The sequence below is a fragment of the Rhodospirillum rubrum ATCC 11170 genome, assembly GCF_000013085.1.
Taxonomy (GTDB): domain Bacteria; phylum Pseudomonadota; class Alphaproteobacteria; order Rhodospirillales; family Rhodospirillaceae; genus Rhodospirillum; species Rhodospirillum rubrum.
The window spans coordinates 3,199,863-3,215,637 of record NC_007643.1; the positions used below are offsets into that span (position 1 = coordinate 3,199,863).

Annotated in this window: 17 protein-coding genes; 4 read left to right on the forward strand and 13 right to left on the reverse strand. The window is 66.7% G+C overall.

Features of this window, described 5'->3' with window-relative positions; genetic code table 11:
• Window position 1: 1 nt before the first annotated feature.
• From RRU_RS14280 to hisG, 8 genes are all read right to left on the reverse strand, one after another.
• A complete protein-coding gene (locus RRU_RS14280) occupies window positions 2-1,123 on the reverse strand; it encodes a peptidase C39 family protein (protein ID WP_011390575.1) in 1,122 nt (373 codons plus the stop codon).
• 44 nt (window positions 1,124-1,167) lie between these two features.
• The gene (locus RRU_RS14285) at window positions 1,168-1,404 is read right to left on the reverse strand and encodes a DNA gyrase inhibitor YacG (protein ID WP_011390576.1); all 237 of its coding nucleotides are present in this window, start codon (window positions 1,402-1,404) and stop codon (window positions 1,168-1,170) included.
• A 350-nt stretch (window positions 1,405-1,754) separates the two neighbouring features.
• Entirely contained in the window at window positions 1,755-3,137 is a 1,383-nt protein-coding gene (locus RRU_RS14290; RefSeq protein WP_011390577.1) for a ribonuclease E/G, read from the reverse strand.
• On the reverse strand, window positions 3,130-3,762 hold the full coding sequence (locus RRU_RS14295; RefSeq protein ID WP_011390578.1) for a Maf family protein: 633 nt from the start codon (window positions 3,760-3,762) through the stop codon (window positions 3,130-3,132). Before RRU_RS14295 ends, RRU_RS14290 begins: the two co-directional genes overlap by 8 nt.
• 146 nt (window positions 3,763-3,908) lie before the next feature.
• Window positions 3,909-4,358 carry a low molecular weight phosphatase family protein gene (locus RRU_RS14300; RefSeq protein WP_011390579.1) on the reverse strand — a complete coding sequence of 150 codons (450 nt, stop codon included), beginning with the start codon at window positions 4,356-4,358 and terminating at the stop codon, window positions 3,909-3,911.
• Window positions 4,359-4,363: 5 nt separating this feature from the next.
• Entirely contained in the window at window positions 4,364-4,849 is a 486-nt protein-coding gene (locus tag RRU_RS14305) for a UPF0262 family protein (RefSeq protein ID WP_011390580.1), read from the reverse strand.
• Window positions 4,850-4,851: 2 nt separating this feature from the next.
• Window positions 4,852-6,156, reverse strand: coding sequence for a histidinol dehydrogenase (hisD, locus tag RRU_RS14310; RefSeq protein ID WP_011390581.1), 1,305 nt, complete (start codon window positions 6,154-6,156; stop codon window positions 4,852-4,854).
• On the reverse strand, window positions 6,140-6,823 hold the full coding sequence (hisG, locus tag RRU_RS14315; RefSeq protein WP_011390582.1) for an ATP phosphoribosyltransferase: 684 nt from the start codon (window positions 6,821-6,823) through the stop codon (window positions 6,140-6,142). The genes hisD and hisG overlap by 17 nt, the downstream gene beginning before the upstream one ends.
• A gap of 275 nt (window positions 6,824-7,098) precedes the next feature.
• On the opposite strand from hisG, the gene RRU_RS14320 reads away from it, so the two are divergent.
• On the forward strand, window positions 7,099-7,743 hold the full coding sequence (locus RRU_RS14320; RefSeq protein ID WP_011390583.1) for a hypothetical protein: 645 nt from the start codon (window positions 7,099-7,101) through the stop codon (window positions 7,741-7,743).
• Between the two features lie 27 nt (window positions 7,744-7,770).
• Here RRU_RS14320 and RRU_RS14325 read toward each other — a convergent pair whose 3' ends face one another.
• The 3 genes from RRU_RS14325 to RRU_RS14335 form a co-directional block, all read right to left on the reverse strand.
• On the reverse strand, window positions 7,771-9,960 hold the full coding sequence (locus RRU_RS14325) for a methyl-accepting chemotaxis protein (protein WP_011390584.1): 2,190 nt from the start codon (window positions 9,958-9,960) through the stop codon (window positions 7,771-7,773).
• A 197-nt stretch (window positions 9,961-10,157) separates the two neighbouring features.
• Complete coding sequence (locus RRU_RS14330; protein WP_011390585.1) at window positions 10,158-10,967, reverse strand: dienelactone hydrolase family protein; 810 nt, start codon at window positions 10,965-10,967, stop codon at window positions 10,158-10,160.
• A gap of 72 nt (window positions 10,968-11,039) precedes the next feature.
• Window positions 11,040-11,756 (reverse strand): gamma-glutamylcyclotransferase, encoded by a 717-nt coding sequence (locus RRU_RS14335; protein WP_014626448.1) that lies wholly within the window; start codon window positions 11,754-11,756, stop codon window positions 11,040-11,042.
• Window positions 11,757-11,855: 99 nt separating this feature from the next.
• Between RRU_RS14335 and RRU_RS14340 the strand changes: the two genes are divergently transcribed.
• The 3 genes from RRU_RS14340 (at window position 11,856) to RRU_RS14350 (ending at window position 13,545) form a co-directional block, all read left to right on the forward strand.
• Window positions 11,856-12,836, forward strand: coding sequence for a DMT family transporter (locus tag RRU_RS14340; RefSeq protein ID WP_237703770.1), 981 nt, complete (start codon window positions 11,856-11,858; stop codon window positions 12,834-12,836).
• A 106-nt stretch (window positions 12,837-12,942) separates the two neighbouring features.
• Window positions 12,943-13,203 (forward strand): type II toxin-antitoxin system RelE/ParE family toxin, encoded by a 261-nt coding sequence (locus tag RRU_RS14345; RefSeq protein WP_237703771.1) that lies wholly within the window; start codon window positions 12,943-12,945, stop codon window positions 13,201-13,203.
• Between the two features lie 9 nt (window positions 13,204-13,212).
• Window positions 13,213-13,545 carry a HigA family addiction module antitoxin gene (locus RRU_RS14350; protein WP_011390589.1) on the forward strand — a complete coding sequence of 111 codons (333 nt, stop codon included), beginning with the start codon at window positions 13,213-13,215 and terminating at the stop codon, window positions 13,543-13,545.
• 108 nt (window positions 13,546-13,653) lie between these two features.
• Here RRU_RS14350 and RRU_RS14355 read toward each other — a convergent pair whose 3' ends face one another.
• Together RRU_RS14355 and RRU_RS14360 are read right to left on the reverse strand one after the other, a co-directional pair.
• A complete protein-coding gene (locus RRU_RS14355; protein WP_011390590.1) occupies window positions 13,654-14,484 on the reverse strand; it encodes a phosphoenolpyruvate hydrolase family protein in 831 nt (276 codons plus the stop codon).
• Window positions 14,485-14,496: 12 nt separating this feature from the next.
• Window positions 14,497-15,717: a Tm-1-like ATP-binding domain-containing protein gene (locus RRU_RS14360; protein WP_011390591.1), complete on the reverse strand. Its 1,221-nt coding sequence runs from the start codon at window positions 15,715-15,717 to the stop codon at window positions 14,497-14,499.
• Window positions 15,718-15,775 lie beyond the last annotated feature (58 nt).

The window sequence follows — 15,775 nt, forward strand, 5'->3', positions numbered from 1 at the left end:
GTCAGAAGGTGGCGCGGCGTATCACCACGGCGGCGCGCAGCCGGGAACGGCCATAGCGAGCCATCGCCTGAAAATCGCGCCGGGGAATGGGCAGTCTCAGGCATTCGAGCGAGGAGGAGGTCTCCTCCGCCAAATCAACGTCGGGGTCGTTCACATGGATGCAGTGGTCGTCGACGGCGGCCACCACCACCCAATGGGGAACTTTCTCGCGCCAGATCCGGTATTGACTGATCAGAACGATGGGAATGGCGCCCGAGGCGACGAAGCGGCTGACATCGTCGGCGCCGAGCGAGCGCTTGTGCACGGGAATATCGGCTTCCAGGCAGGCGATCTGGAAATCCTGATGGACAACGCGCAGGACCTCTTTTTTCGCCGGATCGCGCACCCCTTCAACAAACAACGGGCCATCGTCGGAGACATAGATCTCGGCCTCGAAGCCCCGGCGATGGGCGGCAAGCGCCAGCCCATGGGGTCCGCAGCCGCCATGCCCGCTGGCCATGAAAATGGTCGTGGCCTCGCGCCACAGCCGGATCTCGTGGCTGCGCGTCATCGGCTGGCGCGAATCCAAGGCGTGCATCGCCATCATCAGGCAGGCCGAGCCGCAGGTGAACTCCAAGGTCTGATGATACAGCGGCACCCGCGACGAGACCCGATTGGTATCGACCAGCAGCGGCTTGGACAGCCGCAGGGCATCGGACAAATCCTCGTAATAGCCCTGGTAAACGGCGAATTCGCTATAACCCGACGACTTGTAAAGGGTGATCGCCGCGGCGTTGTCGGGGCGAACCTCCAGGCGCATGGCCGAAGCCCCCTGGTCCACCGCCGCCGCCTCGGCCGCCGCCAGCAGGGCCCGCCCCGCCCCCCGTCCGCGCGCCGTGGGGCCGACGGCCAGGGAATAAAGCCGGGCCAGCGAGGTGCCGGTGCGCAGCAGCACCAAGGCGTAGCCGAGCAGGCCTTGCCCCGCGCCCTCCTCCTCGACCCCGACGAACAGGGCGTTGGGGCGCTTGAGCAAACGCTGCAGGCTGCGCCGCGACAGCTGATCGCCGGTAAAACTGGCCGTTTCCAGGGAAACCAGATCCGACAGATCGTCAGATCCCAGCAGACGCGTTCGCAGGGTCATCATCCGGCCTCCTGGCCGGTTTCAGGTTTTTCGAGGAAAGCGGGCGATCACATTTCGTCGGGGTCGGGGGCCTCGTTGGTCTCGATCCGATAGGTGCCAAGCACCCAGCGTCCCAGATCGATATCGGCGCAGCGCTTGGAGCAGAACGGCCGATAGCGGGCCTCGACCGGATGACCGCAAATCGGGCAGGCCCGGGCGGTGACCCGCACCAAATCCGGACTGGCGGATTTTTCGCCGGGGGGATCCTTGGGGAAATCGTCGTCCCCTCCGGAGGGTACTGTCATAGCGCCGCCTCACAAATGCTCGCCCGCCCCAAAAAAGTCGCCAACGCCACCCGGGGGCGCTTCGAGGGATGGACCTTTATCCCGGCCAGCTCACCGTCCTACGCGAACAACAAACGGCAGGGGGGGCTACTGTACGCGAGTGTACGCGAGGAGCGACCCACTGAGTTGATAAGCCACCCTTGGTGGGACGGGTGACCGGCCAGTGGAGGTTATGCGCCCAGCCCGCACCTCCACCTTTCAAGAGGCAATCTAGGACGCCCCGCGCGAAAAATCCACTCTCCAGCCCCGGGGAAAGCCGGGAGGCAGCCATGCCAAGACGGCGGGCTCCGCCCCAACGGCCCGTCCCGGCCCTAGAAAAACGTCGCCTCGGGCCGGTCTTCCGGGTGATCGGCAAAGCAATCGATCGCCACCGCCTGCCCCAGGGCCGCTTCCACCTCGGCCAGGGCCTGGGCCAGATCGGTGGCGAGCAGCCCGCCCGATCGCGGCCCGACCCGCAGATGCGGACGGGCGCCGGGCGCCCGCGTCGCCCCGGCCACCAGCTCGCGCAAGGCGGCCAGCAGCGCGGTCTCGGCCGTCAGTTTCGGCGGGCCGCCGGGAACGGTCAGCAGCGAGGACAAGGGCGGGCGCCGCCGCGGCCGCACCACCTCGACCAGTCCGCCCCGCGTCACCCCCAACACGCGCGGACCGGCCGGATCGGCGGCCAGGGCCTCGATCAGGGCGACCAGACCGCTTTCCTCCGGACCGCGGGCACCACGCGGGAAATCGATCAGGATCTGGCCGGCCAGGGCGCGCAGGCGGATCTGGCGGGCGATCTCGCGCGCCGCCACCGGCGCTACCAGCCGGCGATCGGCGCCGCCGGCATCGACATCGATGGCGGTCAGGGCGGCGGTTTCCTCGATCGCGATCGCTCCGCCGCCGGGCAGCGCCAAGCGCACCGCCAGGGCGGCCTCCAGCGCCTCCTCGACCCCCCAGCGCTCGAACAAGGGCTGGTCGGCGCGTTCGATGACCACCCGGGCCGGCCAGTCCGGGCCCCGGGCGGCCAGGGCGCGGCGCAGGGCCTGGGCACGCTCGCCCTGATCGGCGACCACCGAGCGCAGGGCGTCGCCCAGGCTGTCAAGCCAGCCGCCCAGCGGACCGGGGGCGGCCTCCAGCAGGCCCGGGCGGGTGCTGGCAGCCAGCGCCCGGCCGATGGCGCGCCAGCGGGCGCGGTGATGATCAAGCTCGGCGCGCAGGGCCGCCTCGCTGGCCTCGCCGGCGATGGTGCGGGCGACGACGCCTTCGCCGGGATCGAGCAAAGCGGTGATGCGGGCGCGCAGCGCCTTGCGCGCCGCGGTCGATCCGGCGCGCGGCGACAGCCCGACACCGGGCACATAAGGGGTATAGACCAGCAAACGCCCGGCCAGGGTCGGCGCAGCCGTCACCGTTGGCCCCTTGCCGGCCACCGCCTCGCGCAACACCTGAAAGGCCAGCAGGGCGCCTTCGCCGGGCAGGCCGCGCGGCGTGTCCTCGGCCCCCAGGAACCCCGCCGGCCCCCGCCCCAGATCGACGAACAGCGCCTGATGGCCGGGAACGGCGGCGGTCACCCGACCGGCGACGATGGCGCCGGTTTCCACCGCATGGGCGCGCTGGAAGACCACCTCGACCGGCGTATCCCCGGCCAGCAGGGCCCAGCGGGTTTCGCCCGGCCCATCGGACACCAGAACGTGATAGGTCTGGCGGCCGGGGTCAGCCATCGCGTCCGGGCCGGTAGCCCGTTCCGGCGAGCAGGGCGTTGGTCTCAAACAGCGGCAGGCCGACGACGTTGGAATGACTGCCTTCCAGCCAGCGCACAAAAGCCGCCGCCCGGCCCTGGATGGCATAGCCGCCGGCCTTGCCCCGCCATTCGTCACCGGCCAGATACTCGGCGATCTCCGCCGCCGACAGCCGCTTGAAGGCCACTTGGCTAACAACGCTGCGCTCGATCAGCCGCCCCTCGGGCGTGACCAGGGCGATGGCGCCGATCACCCGGTGGCGGGCGCCCGACAGCATCTCCAGGCAGGTCTTGGCGGTTTTGGCGTCTTCGGCCTTGGGCAGGATGCGCCGCCCGCGCGCGACAACCGTATCCCCCGCCAGAACCCAGGCGCCCGGGTGGCGTGGCGCCACCGCCAGGGCCTTGGCCCGGGCGACGCGCTCGGCATAGGGGCGCGGCAGTTCATCGGCCGCCGGCGTCTCGTCAAGATCGGCGGGATCGATGGCATCGGGAACCAGACCGATCTGGGCAAGCAGATCCACCCGCCGGGGCGAAGCCGATGCCAGCACGAGGGGTCCAGAGGAACGGGTTTCCCGGCCGGGTCCGTCCCGGTTATCGCCGTGCGTCATCGGTGGCGGGTGACCAATCTGCTGATTGAAAGAAAAGGAAGGCCAGATCCATAAGGAGCCTCAGGCTCCTAAATGTTTCGGCGACATTAAAACGTCAAGAAGAATCGGCTCACGCCCGCCGGCGCCGGAGGGCCCGGCGCGGCTTGCTACCCCGAGGGCGCCCGGGCAACGGGAAATCGGGCCAGGATCTTGCGCATCAGATCGTCCCTTACCGCCCGATAGGCGTTGAGCCGAACCTCGCGGTTGCCATCGATCAGGCTGGCATCGAAGGTATTCCAGAACAGCACCTCGCAAGACATGAAGCGGGTCATTTCCACGGCCCGGTGCTGGGCCTTGGGCGATAGCGACACGATGACGTCGAAGCTGTCATCTTCCAACTCGTCAAAGACCTTGCAGCGATGGCCGCTCAGATCGATGCCGATCTCCTCCATCACCTCGACGACGAAGCCATCGATATAGCCCCCCGCCCGCACCCCGGCCGAATCGACATAGATGCGATTGCCGTGAAAGCGCTTGAGGATCCCTTCGGCCATCGGCGAGCGGATCGAATTCATGGTGCAGCAAAACAGCACCGCCGAGGGAAGGGAATCGACCAAGCCCCTCAGCCCCGGGCATGCAGAACGCAGATCAGCGTGAACAGCCGGCGGGCGGTATCATGATCGACGACGACCTTGCCCGCCAGCCGCTCCTTCAGCACCGCTCCCCCTTCGTTGTGAAGGCCGCGCCGCCCCATGTCGATGGCCTCGATCTGGGCCGGAGTCATCGAGCGGATGGCGCTGAAATAGCTTTCGCAAATCATGAAATAGTCTTTGACGATCATGCGGAAGGGCCGCAGCGACAAGATCACCTTGCGCAAGGGCTTGTCTTCGCCGTCGCGGATGTCAAACAACAGGCGGTTTTCGGCCAAACTCAGCACCAGCCGGAAGGGCCCCTGGAAGCCCTTGATGCCGAAATGGTTGTCTTCAAGCAGATCGAAGATCGCCACGGCCCGTTCGTGCTCCACCTCGGGCCGCCGGCGCACGAAGGTCACTTCGTCGAGCTGAATATCGATCAGATGATCCGTATCCTTCAGCTCGCCCTCCTCCATGTCTACTCCCAGCCCCGGTTCATGCGGGCCGCCACCGACAGCCCGTGGGCCTCAAGCCCTTCGGCCCGGGCCAGACGGACGGCGCTTGGTCCGATCGCCCCCAGCGACTCGGCTCCGCAGCCGACCAGCGTCGTCCGCTTCATGAAGTCGAGCACCCCAAGCCCCGACGAGAAACGCGCCGTGCGCGAGGTTGGCAGCACATGGTTGGGCCCGGCGATGTAATCGCCGATGGCTTCGGGGGTATAGCGCCCAAGGAAGATCGCGCCGGCGTGGCGCACGCGCGCCGCCAGGGCGTCGGGATCGGCCACCGCCAGTTCCAGATGCTCGGGCGCCACCTTGTCGACCAGGGCCGGGGCGTCGCGCAACAGATCGCCCACCAGGATGATCGCCCCGTGGTCGCGCCAGGAGGCGCTGGCGATCTCGGTGCGCGACAGCGTCCGCAGGCGGTCGGTCACCGCGCGCTCCACCCGATCGGCGAAGGCCCGATCATCGGTGATCAGGATCGATTGGGCGGCGGCGTCGTGCTCGGCCTGGGACAGCAGGTCAAGGGCGATCCAGTCGGGATCATTGGCGCCATCGGCGACCACCAGGATCTCCGAGGGACCGGCGATCATATCGATGCCGACGGTGCCGAAAACCTGACGTTTGGCGGCGGCGACATAGGCGTTGCCGGGGCCGACGATCTTGTCGACGGGGGCGATGGTCCGCGTGCCATAGGCCAGGGCCGCCACCGCCTGGGCGCCGCCGACGCGATAGATCTCATCGACGCCGGCCAGCTTGGCCGCCGCCAGCACCAGCGGATTGATCCGCCCGGCCGGCGTCGGCACCACCATGACCAGCCGTTCGACGCCCGCCACCTTGGCCGGCAGGGCGTTCATCAGCACCGAGGACGGATAGGCCGCGAGACCGCCCGGCACGTAAAGCCCGGCGGCGGAAACCGCCGTCCAGCGCTGGCCCAGCCGCACGCCGTCCTCGTCGGTGAACGAGATCGCCGTGGGCATCTGGCGTTCATGGAAGCGGGTGATGCGCTTGGCCGCCAGGGCCAGGGCATCGCGCAAGGCCGGCTCGATCAGGGCGACGGCGGTGTCCACCTCGTCGTCGCTAAAGCGCAGGCCCTCGGCCGAAACGGTCATCTTGTCAAAGCGCGCCGTGTAATCGATCAGGGCATCGTCGCCGCGCAGGCGCACATCGGCCAGGATCGCGCTCACCACGTCGTTGACGTCCTGGGCGCTCTCGCGCTTGCCCGCCAGCAGCGCGGCGAAGGCCGGGGCGAAATCGGCGCTGGAGGCCTCAAGCCGCAACGGCATCGCAAGCCTCCCGGAAGCGTTCGATCCAGGCGGTCATCTCGCGCGAGCGGACCTTCATGGCGGTGCGGTTGACGACAAGACGCGAGGTGACATCAAGGATGCGCTCGACCTCGACTAGGCCATTGGCCTTCAAGGTGGCGCCGCTCGACACCAGATCGACGATGCGCCGGCAAAGCCCCAGGGCCGGGGCCAGTTCCATGGCGCCATTGAGCTTGATGCATTCGGCCTGAACCCCGCGCGCGGCGAAATGGCGGCGGGTGATCTCGGGATATTTGGTCGCCACGCGAATATGCGACCAGCGCCCCGGATCATCCTCGGCCGAAAACCGCTCGGCCTCGGCCACCGACAGCCGGCAGGCGCCGATGCCCAGGTCAAGCGGGGCGTAAAGCTCGGGATAATTGAACTCAAGGATCACGTCATTGCCCGCCACCCCGATATGGGCGGCCCCGAAGGCGACGAAGGTCGCCACGTCGAAGCTGCGCACCCGGATGATATCCACCCGGGGATCGCTGGTGGAAAAGCGCAATTGCCGGCTGTCGGGATCATCGAACGAGGGTTCGGGAGAGAGCCCGGCCGCCTCGATCAGCGGCATAGCCTCTTTGAGAATGCGCCCCTTGGGCAGGGCGATCACCAGTTTGTCCGCGCCATCGCGCGCGTCGAACACCATGGAACCTATGCCTTCCGTCGTGGTGGCCGTGGGTCCGGCCGTCGGATAACCGTCACGCCGCCAACCTCGTCCGAGGCGCCGCAGCCACAGGCTCGGCCCAGCGTAGCGTTCTTCTTCCTGTCCGTTCTACCTTATCTTTCCCAAACCGCGCACCCCCTGTCTTTCGGACCCCTGCCTTTCGGTGGATTCTCAGACCCCGTCTGAAATGCTACATCCTTTCCATCGAAGCGCGCCGAGCGCCAAGCCGGCGCCGACAGGAACGAAAGCGGACAGCCATGAAAAAAGCCATCGCCCTGGCCACCCTTCTCTCGGGAACACCGCTCGCTCTCGCCGGCCTGCTGGCGGTCACCACCCCTCTTCACGTCGCCAATGCCGCCGAACCGGTGAGCGCCGCCACCGCCGAGGTGAGCGAGGCGATGCTGGGTGAAATCCGCAATCAGTTGAGCACGCCGCTGGTGCGCACGATCCTTGAAGCCCGTCGGGCCAATACGCGGAGCATGAGCCAGTCCGATATCGATGGCCTGGACAAGGCCTGGATCGCCCAGCGCACCGCCAAGGAGCAACCTCTGGTCGCCTCGGTGATGGCCAGCCCGCTGTCGGCCGACCTGATCCGCATCCAGGCGCAATCCAACGGCCTGATCACCGAGATCATCGTCATGGACGCCAGGGGATTGAACGCCGGGCTCAGCGCCATCAGCTCCGATTACTGGCAGGGCGACGAAGCCAAATATCAGAAGACCTTCCTGGTCGGCGGCGACGCCGTGTTCATCGATGACCCCGAAGTCGACAAGGCGACCGCCACCGAACGGCTGCAGGTCAACATGACCCTGACCGACGAGATGGGCAAGCCTTTGGGCGCCGCCGCCGTCGAGTTCAACCTGACCGAGCTGCGCCGACGCCGCCTTGCCGGAATCATGTAAGTAAGGCGGTTCGGCCCGCCAAGGACCTTAGGCGCGAATGCCACTCAGGAAGGAATCGATCTCGCCGGTGATGACGCCAACCTGACCGCGCATGGCCTGTGACGCCGCCAGAACCTCGGCGGCCGCCTTGCCCGAGCGTTCGGAGACATCCGAGACCAGGGTGACGCTTGAAGAAATATGGCGCACGCCTTCGGCCACCATCTGCACATTGCGGCTGATTTCGCGGGTGGCGGCGCTTTGCTGTTCCACCGAACTGGCGATGCCGGCGACGATCTCGTCGTTGCGCCGGATGATATCGGTCAGCCGGCCGGTCGCCGAAACGGCGTTTTCCACATCGGCGCGGATCTTGGCGATCTGCTTGCGGATATCATCGGCCGACTGGCTGGACTGGTGGGCAAGGTTCTTGACCTCGCTCGCCACCACGGCGAATCCCTTGCCGGCGTTGCCGGCATGGGCGGCTTCGATGGTGGCGTTCATCGCCAGAAGATTGGTCTGGGCCGCCACCTGTTCGATCAGGCCGATGATCTCGCCAATCCGTCCCGAACCGTCGTTGAGCGAGTCCATGACGGCGCGCATCGCTTCGGCCTCGCGCACCGCGCTGCCCGACACTTCCGATGATCCGGTGGTCTGGCGCAAAATCTCCTCGATCGCCGAATCCAGCTCCTCGACCGCCGCCGCCACCGCCTGGGTCTGGCCCGACATCTCCTCCGAGGTCTGGGCGACGCCGCGGTTCTCGTCCATCACGGCGCGCGCCAGTTGGTCCATGGTATCGGCGCGTTCGGCCGCCGTCTGCGCCGCCCCGCCCAGATCCTGCACGGTCTGCCCCACCGATTGATCGAAGGCGTCGGCCAGCGACAATTCACCCTCGCGCTTCAACCGGGCCGCCCGCTCGCGTTCCTCGGCCACCCGCCGCTCGGCCTCGCGGGCCTCGCGGGCGGTATCGCGGAATACGGCGACCGTGCGCGCCATCTGGCTGATCTCGTCGTTGCCCTGATCGGGAATCGCCGTATCAAGATCACCGCCGGCGATGCGATCCATCGCCGTGGCCAGCCGCAGCAAACGGCCGATGATCCGCTTGCCCACATACCACCAGCCGATCAACACGGTGATCAACACGGCAAGGCCGGCGACCGACCACTGGATGATGACGGTGGTTTTGGCCCGGGCCTCGCTGATTTCGACAGTGGTCGCGATATCGCCATCGACGGCGCCAACCAAGTTATTGACCAGGATGCCCAGGCGCTCGGCGATCGCCCGGCTCTCCTCGACCAGATCGTTGGCCATGCCAACCTGGGTCAGGGCGCTGGCCCGACGGTCGAACAGGCTGGGCATTTCGTCGCCCAGCATCATCGTATCGTCGAACAGCCTTTGCAGCTGGGCGAGCTGATCGGCATCGACATTGGCCGATTTCAGCCGGCTTAGCTGCGACGAGACCGAGGCCATGCCCGATTTGAAGGCGCTTTCCAGGCTCGACAGGGTTTCCAGATCGGGGGCGCGCTGGGCCTGGGCCAGAATGCTGAGCGAGCGCACGGCATCGGCACTGATGCGCAAGCTGGCCTCAAAGGCCTGGGTCGCCTGTTCGCCGGCCTTGGCCACCTCGGCCGCCCCGGTCACCGTTTGATCGGCCTGGAGCAATTCGATCATATTGGCCAGTTTGCGGGCGCCCAGAACCACCTCGATCTTGGCGCTGCCGGCCAGTTTGCGCGCCGCGGCGGCGAAGCCGGTTTCAAGGCCGCGAATGGTTTTCGTATCCTCGATCATCACCGCCTCGGTCCCCAGCATCGATTGGGCGATGCCGTTCAGGCGATCAAGGGTGGTTCGCATCTCCTCGGCGGTCTTGCGCAGGCCGGCGATGATCTCGGGACGATCGACGCGGGCGGCCAGATCGGTGATGCGCTGATCAAGGGCCTGATGGGAGCCGCGGAGGTCATCGAAAATCCTCTTGCGCTCGTCGTCGCTGCGCACGGCCTGGAGCATCGGCGCCATGCTGGTCAGCACGACGCTGCTGCGCGCCAGTTCCAGGGCGTCCTTGACCGCGGGAAGGCTGTCGTCGACCAGGGCGCCGTAATCCTTGCGCGACTGATCCAGGCTGGTCCAGGCGAGCACCGACAGACCGACGGTGATCGCCGCCACCGCCAGAAAAGACGTCAGGATCCGCTTGCCGATACCAAAGCGGATCCCGCCGGCCGTCGCCGACCGCTTGCCTGTCTGTGTCATGCCAATCCCCACGCCCCCGGTGGCATGCGCCGTCCCGGTTGAAAAACCCGATCACGCCCGATACGCCATCGTCTGGAACCCGTCAACCGGCAGGTGAACCAGCCCCCGGGCAAGAGGGGGGGCGACGGCGGAAACCCCAGGCTTCACCTATACCAGGGTCCGATCGCGCAGGGGAGAATGTTTCGCAATAGGTTCATTCACAGCTTTTCGTCAAAGAAGGCGCGCATCAGGGCGAAAGCCCGCTTGGCGGTCGTCTCGTCATACTGGGATTTGCCGGGATCATTGGCCTCGGGATCGGTGAAGGAATGCACCGCATTGCCAAACGACACCAGTTGCCAGTCGAGTTTGGTCGCCTTCATTTCGGCCAGGAAGCCATCGACCTGGGCCGGCGGCACGAAGGGATCGGCCGCCCCATGCAGAACCAGCACGCCCTTGACCTGGGCCTTGGTCATGTCTTCGGGCCTTGGGGTATCGAGATTGCCGTGGAAGGACACCACCGCATCAAGCGGCCGGCCGCTGCGCGCCAGTTCCAGAACGGTGCCCCCGCCGAAACAAAAACCGATGGCGGCGACCTTGCCCGTCGCCATCGGCGCGCCGCCGGCCTGGGCGAGCAGGGCGTCAAGCGCCGCGTTGGCCCGGGCGCGCAGGCGCGGACGATCGGCGCGCAAGGCCCCGGCGGCCGCCCCGGCCTGTTCGGCGGTGGTCGGGCGCAGGGTCTTGCCATAGACATCGGCGACCAGCACCACATAGTCGCGCCCGGCGATTTCGCCAGCCTGGGCGATGGCGGCGGCCGACACGCCAAACCAGTTGGGCACCATCAGCACCGGCGGGCGCGGTGTGGCGACGGCGTCGTCGTAAACCAGCACCCCTTCAAACGCGGTGCCGTCCACGCTATAGGCGACGGGCTTTTCGACGATGGCGGCTTGCGCCGGGGCGCTAGCGCCCGCCCCCAGACCGGCGGGGGCCAACAGCGCGGCGAACAGGACGGCGGAGCGGCGGACGGACATGGCGATCCTCCAGAGCGGGGCGTGAAACGCCGAAAGGGACGCCGACAAGACCGCACGCCCCGGGGCTCTCTGTCAGGTGGGCGCCTGCGCCGGGGTTTCAACCGGCGGCGGAGCCAAAGCCTCGGCCTGCAACAGGCGGACGTGGCGGGCGATGCGGTGAAGACCGACATCGATGATGCCCTCGGCATCCAGGGCGCGCAGGGTGTTGAACAGGTAATCCGAGGCCGCGCCGAATTCGCCGCGGGCCACCGCCAGCCGGGCGGCGACCGTCGCGTCGTCAAGGCCCGGCGCGTAATGGGGATCGGCGCGATTGATGGTGAAAACGATCGCCGGCACCCGCGTTCCCCCCAGGCTGACCCGGGCCCAGCGCGGCGTGTAGGACGCCGTCAGCATTTCCCGGCACCAGACCACGGCCAGTTCGGCGCGCACCAAGGCCGCCGGGATGCGAAAGGCCACGCCGCGACAGGCGCCGCCGCGATCAAGCCCCAGAACCAGCCCGGGGCAATCGGGGGTGCCGCGCCCCAGGGTCGAGGACAGGCAGAAGCGACGGTGCCAGCCGCGCACCGTTCCCACCTGGCGCTCGGCGAAATGAAAGGCCGGATTCCAGATCAGCGAGCCATAAGCGAACAGCCAGACATCGCCGCCACCGGGGCGGTGCGCCAGGGTTTCCTCCAGCGAGGCGTCCAACTCGGCCGGGCTCATCACCCGCACCCGGGCGCCATGGCGCAGCGCCATATCCTGCAAACCGCCGGCGGCGATGGTGGTGCGATCAAGGGTGAACGGAATCAACGCTTGGCCTCCTGCTATCGGCTCTGGCGCCCTTGCCATAACGGATCTAAGCCTTGCCACGCCCGGTCCTGGCCTTCAGTATGAATATTGGATCCCAAAGTGAGCAAGTCCCCCAGCATGGCTTCCCAGCCCTTCGCCGGTTCGCCGGCCGCTCCCCTTCCCATGCCTCCGGCGGAAAATCTTCCCCCCGCCGCGCCCCCGCCCGGCCGCGCCCCCCAGCTGCGCCTGGGGGTGGCCTGTCTGGTCGGCGCCACGGTCATCTTCGCCTTCCAAGACGGGATCACCAAGTATCTTGCCAGCCATTACCCGATTCCGTTCATCGTCATGGTTCGCTATTGGGCTTTTGCCCTGTTCGCCATCGCCCTGGTCGCCCGCAAGCCGGGCGGCGTAAGGGCGGCGACGCGCAGCAAGCGGCCGATTCTGCAATCCTTGCGCGCCTTGCTGCTGGTCAGCGAAATCGGTCTGGTCGCCCTCGCCTTCCGTCATATGGGGCTGGCCGAGGTGCAATCGATCTTCGCCGTCTATCCGCTGCTGGTGATGGCCATGGCCATCGTTTTGCTGGGCGAGCGGGTCGGCTGGCGGCGCTGGGTGGCGACGGGGGTCGGCTTCATCGGCCTGTTGATCATCGTTCGCCCGGGCGTCGGCACCTTCGAGCCCGCCGCCCTGTACAGTCTGGCCTCGGCCACGATGTACGCCCTTTACACGGTGCTCACCCGCATGGTCAGCGCTGATGACAGCGCCGGCACCACGTTTTTGTATACGGGAGTGGTCGGAGCCATCCTGGTCACCCTGTTCGGCGGCGCCCATTGGACGGCGATGAGCGGCATCGATTGGGGCTGGATGGCCCTGCTCGCCCTCTTCGGCATGAGCTCGCACTTCCTGCTGATCAAGGCCCTGGAATACGCCCCGGCCTCGGTCCTCCAGCCCTATAATTACCTCAGCCTCGTCTGGTCGGGGATCGTCGGCTATCTGGTCTTCAACAACATCCCCGATCTCGCCACCTTCATCGGCGGCGCGGTGATCGTCGCCTCGGGTCTGTATGTTCTCTACCGCGACCGCAAGGTCAAAGGCCTGCGCTGACGTGCCGTGGACCATAACGCGGCACATCTGTATAGCGTAGCTTGACACTATACGGTTTGCCTGCCAGTCTCGGCATATGAGACTCCGAAACGTGGTTCATAAGGGGTTGCGCCGGTTCATCGAAGATGATGACGCCACCGGCTTGCAGACGGCCGTAGTGCCAAAAGTCCGTCGCATCGTCTCCTTTCTCCAAGATATGGAGCGGGAAGAGGAGTTGCGCACGGTTCCGAGCTGGAAGGCCCATCAACTCACCGGCGATCGGAAAGGCACCTGGAGCCTGTTCGTAACCAAAAACTGGCGGATCACCTTCCGGATCGACCAAAGCGAAATCGAGATCATCGACCTCGACTATGAAGATTATCACTAGGAGATGTCCATGAGCGAGGCACTAGGCCTCCGTGTGAAGAACCCCGCTCATCCCGGCGGTTTCGTCAAAAGCGAGATCATCGAGGCGCTCGGCCTATCGGTGACGAGCGCGGCGCAGGTTCTTGGTGTTACGCGGGCGGCGTTGTCGGCCGTGCTGAACGAGCGCGCGCATCTTTCACCGGAAATGGCGCTGCGGATCGAGAAGGCGTTCGGTGTGTCGATGGATACGCTTATGCGGATGCAGAACAGCTACGACATCGCCCAGGCCCGCAAGCGGGAGGGGGAGATCACCGTCGCGCCCTTCCAGGGAAAGCCGCAGGATCGGCAAGCGACGCCGATCTGAGCCGGGAACACGCGGCGACCGATCGCCAAGGGGTCGCTTTAAAAACGGCAAGCCGCGAGCGGAGGGACCGCAACGGCCGTCCGCTCGCGACATCCCATCCCGCAAGGATTAGCGGGAAATCGCCTTGAAGCGTTTCGTCTGCTCGGTCAGGGCGATTTCCGTGGGCAGGCGCTCCATGCTGCTTGCCCCATAGAAGCCGTGACATTGCGGGCAGGTTTCCAGGATGAACTGGGCGTCCTCGGGCGTGGCGATCGGCCCGCCATGGCAGAGCACGATCACATCCGGGCGCACGGCGATTGCCGCCTGGGCGATCGCCGAAACCCGCTCGGCCGCGCCGTGCAGCGACAGGGCGGTTTCCGCCCCGATCGCTCCGCCGGTGGTCAGCCCCATATGGGCGACGACGATATCGGCTCCGGCCTCGGTCATCGCCCGGGCGTCGTCTTCGCTGAAGACATAGGGCGTGGTCAGCAGATCCTTGGCCCGGGCCAGCCGCACCAGATCGACTTCCAGCCCAAAGCCCATGCCGGTCTCTTCAAGATTGGCGCGGAAGGTGCCATCGATCAGCCCGACGGTGGGGAAGTTCTGGATCCCGGAAAAGCCGACGGCCTTCACCTGATCAAGGAAATGATCGAAATTGCAGAAGGGATCGGTGCCGTTGACCCCGGCCAGCACCGGGGTATGGCGGACCACCGGCAACACCTCGCGCGCCATGTCCATCACGATCTCATTGGCGTTGCCATAGGCCAGCAACCCGGCCAAAGAGCCGCGGCCGGCCATGCGGTAGCGGCCGGAATTATAGATGACGATCAGATCGATGCCGCCCTGCTCCTCGCATTTGGCCGACAATCCGGTGCCGGCGCCCCCGCCAACGATCGGCCGGCCCTGCCTGACCATCTCGTGAAAGGTTTCCAGAAGCGCCGTTCTCTCGATACGAGCCATAAAACAGAATCCTTATGCGTCGTGGTTGGAAGAGGACATCAGTCCCTTGAAGGTCGTCAGCACCGCCTCGGCGAAAGCCGGGTCGTTGATGGCGGCGGGCACGCGGATCAACTGGCGCCGCCCCGTCGGCCGCACGGTGGCCTCCAGGCTGGCGAACAGCGCCGCGTCGGCCTCGGGATCGTGGAAGGCCATCCCCGGGACATCAAGGGCCGAGACGCCGCCCTCGGGCAGCAAAAAGCGCACCTCGCCCTCGCAGGCATTGAGCTTTTCGCCGATCCACCGCCCCATCCGCACGTTTTCCTCGACGGTCGTGCGCATCAGCGTCACCTGGGGATTATGGGCGTAGAAGGTGCGCCCGGCATAGCGTTCGGGAATGGTGTCGGGCGCCCCGAAGTTGACCATGTCCAGGGCGCCGCAGGACCCGACATAGGGAACGCCAGTGCGGGCGATGGCGCCCAGGCGATCCTCGGTGCAGGCCAGCACCCCGCCCATCAGCAGGTCGCAGACCTCGGTGGTCGTGATGTCGATCACCCCGGCGATCAGCCCGGATTCGACAAGCTTTTCCATCGACTGGCCGCCGGTCCCCGTCGCGTGGAACACCAAAGGATCGTAGGCATCGCCCAAGGCCGCGGTCAGGGCGTTGACGCAAGGGGTGGTGACGCCGAACATCGTCAACCCGATCACCGGCTTGTCCGAGGCCGACAGGGGTACGGGCGGCGCCTTGGCCATGCCGGCGATGGCATGGGCGGCATTGGCCAGGATCAGCCGCGAGATGCGGTTGAGGCCGGCCAGATCGGTAACGGAATACATCATGGCGATATCGCTGGGCCCGACATAGGGCGCGACATTGCCCGAGGCGACGGTCGAAACGATCAGCTTGGGCACGCCGACCGCCAGCCCCCGCAGGGCCGGGGCGATCAGCGCCGTCCCCCCCGATCCGCCCAGACCGATCACCCCGGCGATATCGTCGCGGCCGGTCAGATAGCTTTCAAAGGCGACGGCCATGGCGGCGATCGAGCGGCCGCGGTCGCCGGTGAACACCGCCTTGGCGCCTTCGGGATGGGCGGCCGCGACCTCGGCGGCGGCGACACCATCGGCGAAGGTTTCCGGCCCCGAGGTCGACAGATCGACGATGACCGCCCGGGCGCCGGTTTGGGTGATCTGATCGCGCACATAAACCAATTCGTCATTCTTGGTATCGCGGGTTCCCACGATATAGAGACGTTTCCCCATGGATCCCTCCTGAAGGTCGTCCCACCTCACCGCCAGGGCGAGGAATAATCGTCTTGGC

Coding starts and splice junctions, on each gene's coding strand:
- RRU_RS14360 (WP_011390591.1), bottom strand. CDS start 15,717: ATGGGGAAACGTCTCTATATCGTGGGAACCCGCGATACCAAGAATGAC.
- RRU_RS14295 (WP_011390578.1), bottom strand. CDS start 3,762: ATGACGCACGGCGATAACCGGGACGGACCCGGCCGGGAAACCCGTTCC.
- RRU_RS14355 (WP_011390590.1), bottom strand. CDS start 14,484: ATGGCTCGTATCGAGAGAACGGCGCTTCTGGAAACCTTTCACGAGATG.
- RRU_RS14325 (WP_011390584.1), bottom strand. CDS start 9,960: ATGACACAGACAGGCAAGCGGTCGGCGACGGCCGGCGGGATCCGCTTT.
- RRU_RS14330 (WP_011390585.1), bottom strand. CDS start 10,967: ATGTCCGTCCGCCGCTCCGCCGTCCTGTTCGCCGCGCTGTTGGCCCCC.
- RRU_RS14280 (WP_011390575.1), bottom strand. CDS start 1,123: ATGATGACCCTGCGAACGCGTCTGCTGGGATCTGACGATCTGTCGGAT.
- hisG (WP_011390582.1), bottom strand. CDS start 6,823: ATGGTGTTCGACGCGCGCGATGGCGCGGACAAACTGGTGATCGCCCTG.
- RRU_RS14320 (WP_011390583.1), top strand. CDS start 7,099: ATGAAAAAAGCCATCGCCCTGGCCACCCTTCTCTCGGGAACACCGCTC.
- hisD (WP_011390581.1), bottom strand. CDS start 6,156: ATGCCGTTGCGGCTTGAGGCCTCCAGCGCCGATTTCGCCCCGGCCTTC.
- RRU_RS14350 (WP_011390589.1), top strand. CDS start 13,213: ATGAGCGAGGCACTAGGCCTCCGTGTGAAGAACCCCGCTCATCCCGGC.
- RRU_RS14290 (WP_011390577.1), bottom strand. CDS start 3,137: ATGGCTGACCCCGGCCGCCAGACCTATCACGTTCTGGTGTCCGATGGG.
- RRU_RS14285 (WP_011390576.1), bottom strand. CDS start 1,404: ATGACAGTACCCTCCGGAGGGGACGACGATTTCCCCAAGGATCCCCCC.
- RRU_RS14305 (WP_011390580.1), bottom strand. CDS start 4,849: ATGGAGGAGGGCGAGCTGAAGGATACGGATCATCTGATCGATATTCAG.